This is a genomic window from Phaeovulum sp., assembly GCF_041596715.1.
Lineage (GTDB): Bacteria > Pseudomonadota > Alphaproteobacteria > Rhodobacterales > Rhodobacteraceae > UBA6213.
Genome location: NZ_JBFHIA010000063.1, coordinates 1 through 13,654 on the forward strand (window position 1 = coordinate 1; position 13,654 = coordinate 13,654).

The 13,654-nt window shown below is 61.9% G+C and carries 12 protein-coding genes; 6 read left to right on the forward strand and 6 right to left on the reverse strand.

The features are described from left to right. The 6 genes from ABY403_RS06175 to ABY403_RS06200 form a co-directional block, all read right to left on the reverse strand. Positions 1 to 762, reverse strand: a 762-nt coding sequence (locus tag ABY403_RS06175; protein ID WP_372839873.1) for a trimethylamine methyltransferase family protein, incomplete at its 3' end; no start/stop codon positions are given. A 90-nt stretch (positions 763 to 852) separates the two neighbouring features. Next, entirely contained in the window at positions 853 to 1,938 is a 1,086-nt protein-coding gene (locus tag ABY403_RS06180) for an ABC transporter ATP-binding protein (RefSeq protein ID WP_372839874.1), read from the reverse strand. Between the two features lie 9 nt (positions 1,939 to 1,947). Continuing rightward, a complete protein-coding gene (locus ABY403_RS06185) occupies positions 1,948 to 3,573 on the reverse strand; it encodes an alpha-amylase family glycosyl hydrolase (RefSeq protein ID WP_372839875.1) in 1,626 nt (541 codons plus the stop codon). Further along, positions 3,574 to 4,707, reverse strand: coding sequence for a carbohydrate ABC transporter permease (locus ABY403_RS06190; protein ID WP_372839876.1), 1,134 nt, complete (start codon positions 4,705 to 4,707; stop codon positions 3,574 to 3,576). Further along, complete coding sequence (locus tag ABY403_RS06195) at positions 4,707 to 5,702, reverse strand: carbohydrate ABC transporter permease (protein WP_372839877.1); 996 nt, start codon at positions 5,700 to 5,702, stop codon at positions 4,707 to 4,709. Before ABY403_RS06195 ends, ABY403_RS06190 begins: the two co-directional genes overlap by 1 nt. Before the next feature lie 76 nt (positions 5,703 to 5,778). After that, complete coding sequence (locus ABY403_RS06200) at positions 5,779 to 7,128, reverse strand: ABC transporter substrate-binding protein (RefSeq protein ID WP_372839878.1); 1,350 nt, start codon at positions 7,126 to 7,128, stop codon at positions 5,779 to 5,781. 275 nt (positions 7,129 to 7,403) lie between these two features. On the opposite strand from ABY403_RS06200, the gene ABY403_RS06205 reads away from it, so the two are divergent. The 6 genes from ABY403_RS06205 to ABY403_RS06230 all read left to right on the forward strand — a co-directional run bounded on the left by ABY403_RS06205 (position 7,404) and on the right by ABY403_RS06230 (position 13,593). After that, the gene (locus ABY403_RS06205; protein ID WP_372839884.1) at positions 7,404 to 8,438 is read left to right on the forward strand and encodes a LacI family DNA-binding transcriptional regulator; all 1,035 of its coding nucleotides are present in this window, start codon (positions 7,404 to 7,406) and stop codon (positions 8,436 to 8,438) included. A gap of 2 nt (positions 8,439 to 8,440) precedes the next feature. Beyond that, the gene (locus tag ABY403_RS06210; RefSeq protein ID WP_372839879.1) at positions 8,441 to 9,760 is read left to right on the forward strand and encodes a GH1 family beta-glucosidase; all 1,320 of its coding nucleotides are present in this window, start codon (positions 8,441 to 8,443) and stop codon (positions 9,758 to 9,760) included. A gap of 4 nt (positions 9,761 to 9,764) precedes the next feature. Further along, positions 9,765 to 10,742 (forward strand): glucokinase, encoded by a 978-nt coding sequence (locus ABY403_RS06215; RefSeq protein WP_372839880.1) that lies wholly within the window; start codon positions 9,765 to 9,767, stop codon positions 10,740 to 10,742. A gap of 106 nt (positions 10,743 to 10,848) precedes the next feature. Beyond that, positions 10,849 to 11,127, forward strand: coding sequence for an STAS domain-containing protein (locus ABY403_RS06220; protein ID WP_372839881.1), 279 nt, complete (start codon positions 10,849 to 10,851; stop codon positions 11,125 to 11,127). Next, a complete protein-coding gene (locus tag ABY403_RS06225; RefSeq protein WP_372839882.1) occupies positions 11,124 to 11,489 on the forward strand; it encodes a response regulator in 366 nt (121 codons plus the stop codon). Before ABY403_RS06220 ends, ABY403_RS06225 begins: the two co-directional genes overlap by 4 nt. 10 nt (positions 11,490 to 11,499) lie before the next feature. Then, a complete protein-coding gene (locus tag ABY403_RS06230) occupies positions 11,500 to 13,593 on the forward strand; it encodes a chemotaxis protein CheA (RefSeq protein WP_372839883.1) in 2,094 nt (697 codons plus the stop codon). Positions 13,594 to 13,654: the final 61 nt, after the last annotated feature.

The window sequence follows — 13,654 nt, forward strand, 5'->3', positions numbered from 1 at the left end:
CGCGGCATAGACCTCGAGCGCGTCCATCATGATCGGGTCGAAGGTCAGCGGGCTGTTGATGTTGACCAGCGAGGTCATCACCGTGTTCTGATCGACGAAATCGGCCCCGAACAGAATCTTCGACATCTCGACCGAATCGACACAGCGCGAACGCTCGGTGACCGAGCCCATATAGGGCTTGTCGCTCAGCGTCATATGGGCGTGCAGCATGTCGAGGTGGCGCTTGTTGACCGCCACATCGGTCGGTTCGCAAACCGTGCCGCCCGAATGGTGCAGCCACTTCGACATCTGCCCAAGTTTCACGAAGTTGTGGAAATCTTCGAGCTTGGCATAGCGCCGCCCGCCTTCCAGATCGCGCACGAAGGGCGGGCCGTAGACCGGTGCCAGCACCAGCCCCTTGCCACCGATGGTCACGTTGCGTTCGGGGTTGCGGGCGTGCTGCACAAAGCTTGCGGGTGCCGTGGCGCAGAGCGCGCGCGCCAGACCGCGCGGTAGGCGCACCCTTTCGCCCTGCACCTCGGCCCCCGCATCGCGCCAGCGTTGCAGCGCGGCGGGGTTATCGACAAAATTGACGCCGACTTCGGCCAGCACGGTTTCGGCGTTGGCTTCGATGATCGCCAGCGCCTCTTCGTTGAGAATGTCAAAATTGGGGATGTTGCGCTCGATGAAGCGGGTAAACTCTTGCCGCACCGCTGTGCGGTCAGCCCGCCGCGCTGCACCACCACCACCCCGCGCCCGTCGCCCGCCAGTTTCGTCGCTCATCAAAGCCTCCGCATCGCTTGCCCAAAGGGTTTAACGCGCGCGCGCGACCTTGCGGCGCCGATTTGCGGCATTCGCCGCAGGAAAGCGACATCAGCGCGCGCGCAAGCTCTGGCCATTGTGGAAGAGATGCAGCAATTCGGGCGCAGCACTCAGCGTGACCGTTTTGTGGCGCAACCCCGCATGGATACCCGGCAGCTTGGCGATCATTGCGTGATGGTCCCCTTCTGGTTCGAAGTATAGCAGCGTCACCTCTCCAAGCGCCTCGACGATATCGACAACGCCGGTGTAAAGCCCCTCGCCTTCGGTCGGCTCCAAATCCTCGGGTCGCACACCAAGATTGACCTTCAGCCCCATGTCGGCCGCTGTAGTGGGCAGCGCCACCTGCCCCGTGCCGCCGCCGTCAAGCCGCACCGTCGTCATCTCACCGGTGCCGACAATCTCGCCCGCGAGCAGGTTCATCGACGGGCTGCCGATGAACTGCGCAACAAACTCGTTTTCTGGCCGCTGATAAAGGTCAAGCGGGGTGCCGACCTGGCTGACGCCGCGATCGGCCAGCACCACGATGCGACTTGCAAGGGTCATCGCCTCGACCTGATCGTGGGTGACGTAGATCATCGTGCGGTCGGGCATCGCCTCTTTCAGTTGCGCGATCTCGATACGTGTGGCCACGCGCAATGCGGCGTCGAGGTTTGAGAGCGGTTCGTCGAACAAAAACACCTTGGGGTCACGCACGATCGCGCGGCCAATGGCGACGCGCTGGCGCTGCCCACCCGATAGCGCCTTGGGTAAACGGTCGAGATAGGGGGTCAGTTGCAGGATGCGCGCCGCGTTCTCGACCGCGTCGGTTATTTCCTGCGACGTTTTCTTGGCGATTTTCAACGCGAAAGCCATGTTTTCGCGCACCGTCATATGCGGATAAAGCGCATAGGACTGAAACACCATCGCGATGCCGCGCTGCGCGGGCGGCACATCGTTGACCACCGTGCCGTCAATCTGCAACTCGCCCTCGGTAATCCGCTCAAGCCCGGCGATCATCCGCAGCAGTGTAGATTTACCGCAGCCCGAGGGGCCGACAAACACGATCAACTCACCCGATTTGATATCGAGGTTGATGTGTTCGAGGATCTTCACCTCTCCGTAGGATTTGCCAATGTTGGTCAGCTTCAGATCGGCCATGGTGACCCCCTACCTGATACGCTTGAGAATGGCGGCCTGCCATGGCCCGAGTGCAACCGCGCCTTCTGCGGGGACAGCGCACCCCAGATCACGGGCAAGCGGCTGCCAGCGCCCGTCTGGTACAGCGAGACGCGCAGGTGTCTCTGAGAGGTTGAAGGCAAGCAAGAGGTGCTCGTCACCCGCTTGGCGTTCGAAGCTCAGCACATCGCCTGCCACACTCATGCCGGTTTGTGCACCTTGGCGCAGGCTTGCGTGCGCGGCGCGCAGTGCGATTGCGCGGCGGTAATAGTGCAGCAAGGCGTCGGGGTCGGCCTCGGCACGGTCAAGCGCGCGCGCCAGATGCGCCGCAGGCACCGGCAGCCACGGTTTGCCCGTGCTGAAACCGCCGCTGCCGTTGTCCGACTGCCAGACCATCGGCGTGCGGCAGCCATCGCGGCCCTTGAACTCTGGCCAGAACTCGATGCCGTAGGGGTCTTGCATATCGGCAAAGGCGATCTCGGCCTCGGGCAGACCCAACTCTTCGCCCTGATAGATGCAGACGGAACCGCGCAGGCACATCAACAACAGCGTGTAAGCCTTTGCGGCATCATCGGTAAGCGACCAGCGCGTGATGTGGCGCACAACGTCATGGTTGGAAAACGCCCAGCACAGCCACCCTTCGGCCGCAACGGCATCAACATCTTTGAAAACATCCGCTATGCGACTGGCCGACAAGGATGTTCCCGAGAGAAACTCGAAGGCGTAGCACATCTGCATGCGGTCGTTGCCACGGGTATATTCGCCCGCAATTTCCAACCCGCGCTGGCTATCGCCCACCTCGCCCACGGCGGCGGCCTTGTAAGGCTCCATCACCGCGCGAAGTTTACGCAGAAACTCAATGTTTTCCGGCTGGTTCTTGTCATAGATGTGGCGCTGGTGGTTGTAGGGGTTCACCTTCGGCGCTGTCAGATCATTGCGCTCTTCCACCGGCAGCGGAGGATTGTCGCGCAACTCTTTGTCATGCATGTAAAAGTTGATCGTATCGAGGCGGAAGCCATCGACCCCGCGTTGCAGCCAGAACCGCGCAACATCCAAAAGCGCCGCCTGCACGGCGGGTTCGTGAAAGTTGAGGTCGGGCTGGCTGGCCAGAAAATTGTGCAGATAATACTGGCAGCGCCGCGATTCCCATGCCCAGGCCGAACCGCCAAAGATCGAAAGCCAGTTGTTGGGCGGGCTGCCATCGGGCTTGGGGTCGGCCCAGACATACCAATTGGCGCGCTCACCCTCTCGGCTGGCGCGGCTTTCGACAAACCAGGGGTGCCGGTTAGAGCTGTGCGATAGCACGAGGTCGATCATCACCTTCAACCCCAGCGCATGGGCGCGCGCCACCAGCGCGTCGAAATCGGCCAGTTGCCCGAAGCGCGGATCGACATCGCAATAATCGCTAACGTCGTAGCCGAAGTCCTTCATCGGGCTGGTAAAAAATGGGCTGATCCAGATCGCGTCGGCACCAAGCCGCGCGATATGATCCAGCCGCAAAGAAATACCGGCCAGATCGCCCACGCCATCGCCATTGGTATCTTGAAAGCTGCGCGGGTAGATCTGATAGATCACCGCGCCGCGCCACCAGTCTGCGTCTTTTTGCAATTCGTTCATTTATCCACCTTTGACCGATCCGGCCAACAGGCCCCTTACCAGATACTTTTGCATCCCGAAAAACACGACCAGCGGCACCGCAATCGAAATGAACGCCGAGGCCGCCAAAATCTCCCAGTCGCCGCCGCGAGACCCCATCAATTCACGCAAAACCCCGGTCATCACCAGCTGTTCGCGGGTGTTGCCAAGGAACACCGTGGCCACAAGAAGGTCGTTCCAGACCCAGAGAAACTGGAAGATGGCAAAGCTCGCCAATGCGGGAAAAGACAGCGGCAGAATGATGCGCCGAAAGATCTGAAAATCTGAGGCGCCATCAACCCGCGCGCTTTCGATGATTTCGCGCGGCAGGCCGACCATGTAGTTGCGCAACAAATAGATCGCCAGCGGCAAGCCAAAGCCCGTATGCGCCAGCCAGATACCCATGTAGCCTTTGCCAAGGCCGATGTCGTTATGCAGCTTCAACAGCGGAATCAGCGCCAGTTGCAGCGGCACCACCAACAGCCCCACCACCGCAGCAATCAGCAGCGCGCGCCCCGGAAACTCCATCCACGCAAGGGCATAGGCGGCAAAGGCGGCGATCAGGATCGGGATGATCGTGGCCGGAATGGTTACAGTGAAGGTATTGAGGAAAGCCTGCCCCAAACCTTCCGCGCCAATCACCCGGCTGAAGTTTTCAAGGGTGAAGCGCGGGGGGGTGAGCGTGGTCACGAAAATCCGCATACCTCGGGTTTCGCTGAATTGCTCGGGCGAGGTCAGCCTGTAGGCACCATCAACCGCCACGGTCAGGCTACGCCCATCGGCAAGTTCTGCAACCTCGCCCGGCGCAAAGGCCATCGGGTCACGAGAATCGGTGCCCCAAGCGCGCAGTTTCTCGCCCGGTTCCAAAACGTTTCCGGCGATAACCCAGATCGCGCCTTCCGCCACCTGATCGGGCGCTGTGCCTGCGCGCACGAAATCGGATTGAACCGAGGTGAACGGTGCCTTCCACCAGCCCGATGCCGCAATCTGGTCGCGGTCGCGCAGGCTGGTCACCAGCAGCCCGAAGGTCGGGATTGTCCAAAGCAGCACCATCAGCGCCGCCGCTATGTTGACGGCCCACACAAGGCTTGAACGGGTTCCGGCGTGGCCATCCATCAGCGCATCTCCCGGCGGGCGTTGCGAATGTTCCAGATCATGATCGGCGTGACCAGTGCCATGATGACAATGGCAATGGCCGAGCCGCGCCCGTAATCGGGGGCACCGCGGAACATCCAGTTATACATAAGGTTGGCCAGCACCTGCGTGCCCCACTCGCCATTGGTCATCACGAACACGATGTCAAAGATCTTGAGCACGGTAATGGTGATCGTGGTCCAGACCACCGCGATGGTGCCCCAGATCTGCGGCACCTTGATACGCATGAACACCTGCCAAGGGTTTGCACCATCCAGAATTGCCGCCTCGATGCTTTCTTCGGGGATGCCGCGCAGGGCGGCCGAAAGAATGACCATGGCAAAGCCGGTTTGAATCCAGATCAGCACCGCCATCAGCAGAAAATTGTTCCAGAAGGGTGTCACCAGCCATGTCTGCGGTGTGCCGCCGAAATACACAACAATGGCGTTCATAAGGCCGATCTGTTCCTGCCCCACGCCGCGAAAATCGTAGATGAACTTCCAGATCACACCCGCGCCGACAAAGGAAATCGCCATCGGCATGAAAACCATCGATTTGGCGAAATTGCCCCAGCGGATGCGATCAGTGATCTGCGCCGCGATCAGGCCGAACACGGTTGAAAGCGCGGGCACGGTAACCAGCCAAAGCATGTTGTTGCCAAGGGATTCATGAAACTTGCTGTCACCCATCAGCCACTGGTAATTCTTCAGGCCGACAAAGGCGGTGCCGTCCGCGTCGTTCAATGAGCGCCAGGCAGAGTTGATGACCGGATAAACAAGGTAGACCGCCAAAATCAGGATCGCCGGGCCAAGAAACAGCCAAGGTCGGATTGCGCCAGCACGCTGCATGTTTGCCCCGGCGCGCGGCCCACGGGCGGGAAGCGCGAGATCGAGCACCATGTTCGAGCCCCAGAACCAAGCCACACACCCGAACACCCCGGCAACGATAGTGCCCGAGGCCAGCAGAAACTGCTCCATCCTACCCCCCTTGCCTACGGTAGACAGAAAAACCCCGCCCAAAGACCATAGCGGCTTCGGGCGGGGCTGGCACCGCTTACTTCAACGTGTCCCAGGTTGCCTGAATGGCCGCACCGACGTCGGCGGAAGATTTGCCACCAGCGTAGTCAACCATTCCGGTCCAGAACACCCCAGCGCCAACGGCACCCGGCATCAGATCGGAACCATCAAACCGGAAAGTCGTGGCGTTGAGCAGGATGTCACCCATCTTGCGCAGCGTCTGGTCGCCGTAGACTTCGGTGTTCACGCCCTTGAAGGGGGTCAGGAACCCGGTCTGCGCCATCCAGATTTCATGCGCGATCGGCGACTTGAGGAACTCGATAAAGCTTTGCGCAGCCGGATTGTCGGACATCACGGCAAACATCGTGCCTGCACCCAGAACCGGCTTGCCCAGATCCTTGCCCGCATAGGCGGGGAAGTAGAAGAAGTCGGCGTCTTCGCCGATCATCGTGCCTTCGGGGAAGAACGAGGGAATAAAGCTTGCCTGACGATGCATGTAGCACTGCGGCGGGCTGGAGAAGAGGCCCTTCGGGCTGTCGCGGAAGTCAGTCGATGCAACGGCACCCGCGCCGCCCGACACGAACTGGTCGTTGCGCGCGAACCAGCCGAACTCGTCGATCGCGGCCAACACCTTCGGATCGCTGAACTTCAGCGTGTTGTTCACCCAAGCGTCATAGTCGGCCGGGGTGTTGACGCGCAGCATGAAGTCTTCCACCCAGTCGGTCGCGGGCCAACCGGTAGCACCGCCCGAGCCGAGCCCGATGCACCACGGCGTGCCGCCATCGGCCACGATCTTTTCGGTCAGCGCCTTCAGCTCTTCCATGGTCTGCGGCACTTCATAGCCAGCATCGGCGAAGTTCTCGGGCACATACCAGACCAGCGACTTCAGGTCAGCCTTGTAGGGAAAGGCGTAAAGCGCGCGCGTCCCATCTTTGCCGGTGTAAGTGCCAAGGTCCGCCCAGCTTTGCCCGGCGGCATAGTTTTCGGCCAGCCACGCATCTGTACCCGCGCTCAGCGGCCGCAAAAAGCCTTTGCGCGCGAGGTCCGAGGCAAGGCCCGGCTGCGGGAACACGGCAACGTCGGGCGGGCTACCTGCCTCTGCGTCGATCACGATCTGCTGCTCAAAGCTGTCAGAGCCCGAATAGTTGACCTTGGCACCGGTAGCAGCCTCGAAATAAGCAAGCACGCTCAAGACCAGATCCCGGTCAGGGCCAAGCCACGGGCCAAGAACCGAAATTGACTGGCCTTGCAGATTCATCGACTTGAGCGCCTCATACGACGCCCAGTTGAAACGCGCGTCCGCGCCGGGGGCAAATTTCAGGTCCTGCGCGGCGGCGCTTCCAGCAAGAAGCGCCAGCACCGCAGCACTGGCATAAAGGGTTTTCATATACAGTCCTCCCGAGACTGGGGGCTTTTTTCGCCCGATACTGATCCGCGCGCATGGAATCGAACCCAAAGCGCTTTGGATGGCAAAGAGTTCCCCATATGCGTCAAAAAGTCAACTGCGGCACTGCCCTTACGCGTTGAAGTTTCCATGTTTTTCAGGTGTTTCCTTTGCAGTTGCAGCATGATCGTGCCGCAGCCGCGAGATTGACGCGACCGGGCGGTCTGGCTAACCTGCGCAGCAATTCAAACCGCTTTGGATTTTCACGCATGTCACCGATCACGCTCAAAGAGCTGGCCGCCGAACTCGGGCTTTCGCCCACGACGGTCAGCCGTGCGCTGAACGGTTATCCAGAGGTCAACGAGGCGACCCGTACACGCGTTTCGCAAGCAGCAGCGCGCCACCACTATCGGCCCAACACCCGCGCCAAGGCGCTTGCCACCGGTCGTGCCATGGCGATCGGGCATGTGATCCCGATTTCGACACAGCACGAGATCGTCAACCCGATCTTTGCCGATTTCATCGCGGGTGCGGGCGAAGTCTATGCGCGCGAAGGCTATGACATGCTGCTGTCGATCGTGCCCGATGCCGAACAGGCGCGCGCCTACCGCGAAATCCGCGCCAAGGGCACGGTTGACGGGGTGATCGTGCACGGCCCGAAAGAGAATGACGAGCGCATCGCGCTTCTGGTCGAACTGGGGTTGCCGTTCGTGGTGCATGGCCGCTCTACCGAGGCAAAAGCACCCTATTCTTGGGTCGATGTGAACAATACCCGCGCCTTTCAACGCGCAACCGAGTTTCTGCTCGACCTCGGGCATCGGCGGATTGCGCTGGTGAACGGGCTGGAGTTCATGGATTTCGCGATCCGGCGCAGGCACGGGTTCGAAGCCGCGATGGCGGCGCGCGGCGTGCCGCGCGACCCTGCGCTGATGGTGCAGGGCGAGATGACCGAGGCGCAAGGTGCGCACGCGGCGCGCGCGATGCTGGCGCTGCCCTCCCCACCCACCGCTTTCGTATGCGCCTCGCTTCTTTCGGCCATGGGGGTGCGGCGCGAGATAGAGGCGCATGGGCTGAAGCTCGGGCGCGACATCTCGATCGTTACGCATGACGACGAGTTGGGCTATCTGCGCAACGGCGAGGCCGAACCGATCTTTACCGCCACCCGTTCGAGTGTGCGCGAAGCAGGGCGGCGCTGCGCCGCAATGCTGCTTGGCATCATCACCGACCCCGCCAGCGCCCCGCGCCACGAAATGCTTGAGGCGGTGCTGGTGGTAGGCCGCTCGACCGGCCCTGCCCCACCCTCTGCGAGGTAATCATGCTACCCAAACGCTCTGATTTTCCGCCCGGTTTCCTGTTCGGCGCCGCCACATCCGCCTATCAGATCGAGGGGCACCGCTTTGGCGGTGCCGGGCAAACGCATTGGGACAGCTTTGCCGCAACGCCCGGCAATGTCGTGCGCGCCGAAAATGGAGCGCGCGCATGCGATCACTACCACCGCTGGCGCGAAGATCTGAACCTGCTGCAAGCGGGCAATTTCGATGTTTACCGCTTTTCTACCTCTTGGGCGCGCATCATGCCCGAGGGGCGCGGGGCGGTGAATGCGGAGGGGCTCGACTTTTACGACCGGCTTGTAGACGGGATGCTGGAACGCGGCCTGAAACCCGCGTTGACGCTCTATCACTGGGAGTTGCCTTCGCCGCTGGCCGACCTTGGCGGCTGGCGCAACCGCGACATTGCCGGATGGTTTGGCGATTTCACGCAAGTAGTGGCAGAACGGCTGGGTGATCGCCTCTGGTCGGTAGCGCCGATCAACGAGCCTTGGTGCGTGGGCTGGCTAAGCCATTTCCTTGGCCTGCACGCGCCGGGCCTACGCGATATTCGTGCCACCGCGCGCGCCATGCACCATGTTCTTTTGGCGCATGGCACGGCAATTGGCGTGCTGCGGGGTGCGGGGGTGAAAAACCTTGGTGCGGTCTGCAACTTTGAATACGCCGCACCCGCAGATGCCAGCCCCGAGGCCGCCGATGCGGCGCGGCTTTATGATGCCTATTACAACCGCTTCTTCATCTCGGGCCTGTTTCGCGGCGAATATCCGGGCGAGCTTATGGACGCCTTCGCCCCGCATCTTCCCGCCGGTTGGCAGGACGATTTTGCCACCATCCGCGCCCCGCTCGACTGGTTCGGGCTGAACTACTACACACGCAAGCTGATCGCCCCCGCCCCCGGCGCATGGCCCGCGCACCGCGAGGTAGAGGGGCCACTGCCAAAAACCGACATGGGCTGGGAAATCCACCCCGAAGGGCTGCATCATTTTCTGAAAATGGTGCAGGGCTATACTGGCGAAATGCCGCTTTATGTTACCGAAAACGGCATGGCAGCACCCGATCGGCTGGTGGATGGCAAGGTGCAAGACGACGACCGCATCGCCTATCTGGCCGCGCATCTGGCCGAATGTCGCCGCGCCATTGCCGATGGCGTGCCGCTCGAGGGCTATTTTGCATGGTCGCTTTTGGACAATTACGAATGGTCGCTTGGCTACGATAAACGCTTTGGTCTGGTGCATGTCGATTTCGAGAGCTTGCAGCGCAGCCCCAAGGCATCCTATCACGCACTCGCAGCCGCATTACAAAGGTAGGCCCATGCGCCAGCGAGACCGCTATTCGCTTCTGGCCGATATCGGCGGCACCAATACAAGGGTGGCGCTGGCCGATGGCACACGCCTCATGCCCGAAACAATCCGCCGTTTCGCCAATGCCGAATATTCCGGCATCGATGCGGTGCTGACCGCGTTTCTGAACGCCGAAGGCGGGGTTGATTGCGCAGGCGCTTGCGTTGCCGCGGCGGGCCCGGTGCGCGACGGGGTGGCCTCGCTGACCAATCTTGATTGGGTTATCGACCACGACGCGGTGGCGCGTGCCACGGGTGCAGAGGTGGTGGCGGTGCTGAACGATTTGCAGGCCCAGGGCCACGCGCTTGGCCAGATTGCACCCGCAGCGCTTCGCCCGCTGGTGCAGGCGCGCGGGGCGCCTGCGCCGGGCGCATCGCAACTGGTGGTGGGCGTTGGCACAGGCTTCAACGCCGCACCCGTGCACGAGGGCCCGGGCGGGCGCTTGGTAGCACCCTCGGAATGTGGCCATGCAAGCCTGCCCGTGCGCACCGAAGCCGATTTGCGGTTGCTGCATTTTGTCGAAAAGGCGCATGGATTTCCGGGCGTGGAAGATGTGCTTTCAGGCCGCGGGCTAGAGCGGCTTTTCGCATGGGTCAGCACCGAAGCGGGCAACCCGCAAAACCTCTCGGCCGCGTCTATCATGACGGCGCTGGCGGCGGGTGATGCGCTGGCTGAAAGCACCGGTCGGGTGTTCGTGCGCCTTTTGGGCGCGGTGGTGGGCAACCTGTCGCTGATTCATCTGCCCTATGGCGGCGTCTGGCTGATTGGCGGCGTGGCCCGCGCTTTCACGCCCTATCTCGAACGCTTCGGCTTTGCCGATGCGTTCCGCGACAAGGGCCGTTTCGAAAGCTTCATGCAGGATTTTCCTGTCTGGGTGATCGAAGATGACTACGCAGCCCTGACCGGCTGCGCGCATTATCTGGAACATCTGCGGCGCAATTCGCCCTGATCTCATCAAGCCAATCTTAACGCACAGGCCCTAAGCCTCTTTCAATGGCGTTTTGAAAGGGGAACTCGGTGCGCATAGCGTCTTTAGCACAATCTGGTGCCGCGATATGAGCACCGCACTTTCCCTTGCCCCGCGGCTCGACCTTTCGGCGGCAAAAGACCTTCACGCGGCGGTGCTGGCGCGGCGCGGGGGCGACCTTCAGCTTGACGCGGGCCAGGTTACCCATCTTGGCGCGCTCGGCTTGCAGCTGCTGCTGGCGGCGAAACAAAGCTGGCAGCGCGACGGGCACCGTCTGGCTATTTCACCGCGCAGCCAGGCCTTTGACGACGCGCTGCGCCTTTTCGGCGTCGCGCCAGACGATCTGGTGGTGGAGCGGCGGGCATGAGCTTGACCGTACTCGCAGTCGATGACAGCCGCACCATGCGTGACATGCTCGAACTCGCACTAAAGGACGCGGGCTTCACGCTGCATCTGGCCGAAGACGGCGTGCACGGGCTGGAAGTGCTTGCAGGCATCGCCCCCGACGCAATCATTTCAGACATCAACATGCCACGGCTCGACGGTTTCGGGTTCATCGAGGCGGTGCGCGCGCAGCCACGCCACCGCGCCACACCGATATTGGTGCTAACCACCGAAAATGCGCCGGAACTCAAGGCACGCGCCCGCGCGGCGGGGGCCACGGGCTGGATCGTGAAGCCCTTTGATCCGCCTAAACTGGTCAAGGCGCTGCACATGGTTGCGGGTTAGGAGGCGCGCTATGACACATGACCCGATGGCGGAAATCCGCGCCTCGTTCTTTGTCGAATGCGAAGAATTGCTCGAAAGCCTGCAAGACGCATTGGGTCTGATGGACGCGGGCGCGCAAGATCAGGAAACCATCAACGTGGTGTTCCGCGCGGTGCATTCGATCAAGGGCGGTGCCGGGGCATTTGCGCTGCGCGCGCTCGTCGCTTTTGCCCACCGTTTCGAAACCGTTCTGGACGCGTTGCGCTCGGGTCGCATGGCGCTTTCGCCCGAGGCGATCAAAGGTTTTTTTCAAGCCGCTGATCTTTTGCAAGACCACGTGCGCGCCGCGCGCGACGATGCGGCCGAACCAGCCGCTGCTGAAGATGTGCTACTGGCGCTGGAGGCGCTATCGGGCGTGGCGAAAGATGACGAGGCAGCGGCAGAGACGGTCGCATTTCAGCCGCTGGGCCTAAATCTCGATTTTGGTTTCGACCTCGTAGACAGCGCAGAACCCGCATCAGCTGCGCCTTGGCAGCTGCGATTTGCACCCCGCGCCGCGCTCTATACCTCGGGGAACGAGCCGCTGAACCTGCTGCGCGCGCTTTGCACCCTCGGCCAGGCCACTGTGCACTGCGACACCAGTCTAGTGCCCGAAATCGAGACACTCGACCCCGAGGCCAGCTATCTTTCGTGGAATATCGAACTCGCAGGCGATCTGCCCGAAAAAGACATCCGCGAAGTGTTCGATTTCGTCGAAGACGTCTGCACACTCGATCTGGGCGCGCCGGACAAGGGCGCACACGCGCCCGATAAAGCGCCCGAACCCGCGATGCCCGCGATTGTTGCCATGGCCGAACCAGCACCCGCCCCTGCGCCGCGCGCGCCCGCCGTGCCACAGGCAGCACACTCTACGAAAGAGGCCGAACATGCGACCGTCCGGGTCGATCTAGAACGTATCGACCGGCTGGTGAACCTTGTGGGCGAGTTGGTCATCAACCAGGCGATGCTCGCGCAATCGGTCGCCGAGGCCGGCATCCCAACCAATTCCGCGGTGATGAACGGGCTGGAGGCATTCATGATGCTGACCCGCGACATTCAGGATAGCGTGATGATGATTCGCGCGCAGCCCGTCAAACCGCTGTTTCAACGCATGGCGCGGATCGTGCGCGAGGCATCGGCGGCGGTCGGCAAAGACGTGCGCCTGATCGCCGAGGGCGAAGCGACCGAGGTTGACAAGACCGTCATCGAGCGCCTCGCCGACCCCTTGACCCATATGATCCGCAACGCCGTCGACCACGGGCTGGAAACGCCCGATGCGCGGCTTGCGGCGGGCAAACCCCGCGAAGGCGTCATCACGCTATCAGCCATGCACCGATCTGGCCGCGTGGTGATCGAGGTGCAGGATGATGGCGCGGGCATCAACCGGCCCAAGGTACGCGAAATCGCCATCCGCCGTGGCCTGATCGCGGCCGACGCCACGCTTACGGATGCCGAAACCGATGCGCTCTTGTTTCTTCCCGGCTTTTCCACCGCATCTGCGGTTTCGGCACTTTCGGGGCGCGGTGTCGGCATGGATGTGGTGCGCCAGTCGATCCAGTCGCTGGGCGGGCGCGTCAACATCACCTCCGACCCCGGGCATGGCTCAAAGTTCTCGATTTCGCTGCCGCTGACGCTGGCGGTGCTTGACGGCATGGTGGTGCAGGTTGCGGGCGAAACACTGGTGGTTCCGCTGTCGTCAATTCTGGAAACAGCGGCGCTGAGCGCCGATGACATCCGTGTGCTAGGGCCGCAGACCACCGTAATCCATGTGCGCGGCAGCTTCGTGCCGCTCTACGATCTGGGCGCGGAGCTTGGGTTTCGCGCACCTTCCGGCAATTACGTGGGTAAAATCGTGCTGCTCTGTGCGCAGGAAGATGGCAGCCGCGTTGCACTGCTGGTCGATACGATCTTGGAACAGCGGCAGGTTGTCATCAAAGGCTTGCAGCAGGCTTATGGCCGCATCCCCGGTGTTGCCGCCGCAACCATTCTGGGCGACGGCCAGATCGCCCTGATCCTTGACCCTGCCGACCTTGTGCAATCCGCTACCGGCCGCACGCGCACCGCAGACCTTCCGCTTGCAGGATGACACCATGACCGCACCGCATCTGACCAACGGCACGAGCGATGTGGAGTTGCTCTCCTTTCGA

What these genes read in the sequence shown, in the direction of transcription:
- ABY403_RS06190 (WP_372839876.1), bottom strand. Translation starts at nt 4,707, where the DNA reads ATGGATGGCCACGCCGGAACCCGTTCAAGCCTTGTGTGGGCCGTCAAC.
- ABY403_RS06210 (WP_372839879.1), top strand. Translation starts at nt 8,441, where the DNA reads ATGCTACCCAAACGCTCTGATTTTCCGCCCGGTTTCCTGTTCGGCGCC.
- ABY403_RS06185 (WP_372839875.1), bottom strand. Translation starts at nt 3,573, where the DNA reads ATGAACGAATTGCAAAAAGACGCAGACTGGTGGCGCGGCGCGGTGATC.
- ABY403_RS06215 (WP_372839880.1), top strand. Translation starts at nt 9,765, where the DNA reads ATGCGCCAGCGAGACCGCTATTCGCTTCTGGCCGATATCGGCGGCACC.
- ABY403_RS06225 (WP_372839882.1), top strand. Translation starts at nt 11,124, where the DNA reads ATGAGCTTGACCGTACTCGCAGTCGATGACAGCCGCACCATGCGTGAC.
- ABY403_RS06180 (WP_372839874.1), bottom strand. Translation starts at nt 1,938, where the DNA reads ATGGCCGATCTGAAGCTGACCAACATTGGCAAATCCTACGGAGAGGTG.
- ABY403_RS06195 (WP_372839877.1), bottom strand. Translation starts at nt 5,702, where the DNA reads ATGGAGCAGTTTCTGCTGGCCTCGGGCACTATCGTTGCCGGGGTGTTC.
- ABY403_RS06220 (WP_372839881.1), top strand. Translation starts at nt 10,849, where the DNA reads ATGAGCACCGCACTTTCCCTTGCCCCGCGGCTCGACCTTTCGGCGGCA.
- ABY403_RS06230 (WP_372839883.1), top strand. Translation starts at nt 11,500, where the DNA reads ATGACACATGACCCGATGGCGGAAATCCGCGCCTCGTTCTTTGTCGAA.
- ABY403_RS06200 (WP_372839878.1), bottom strand. Translation starts at nt 7,128, where the DNA reads ATGAAAACCCTTTATGCCAGTGCTGCGGTGCTGGCGCTTCTTGCTGGA.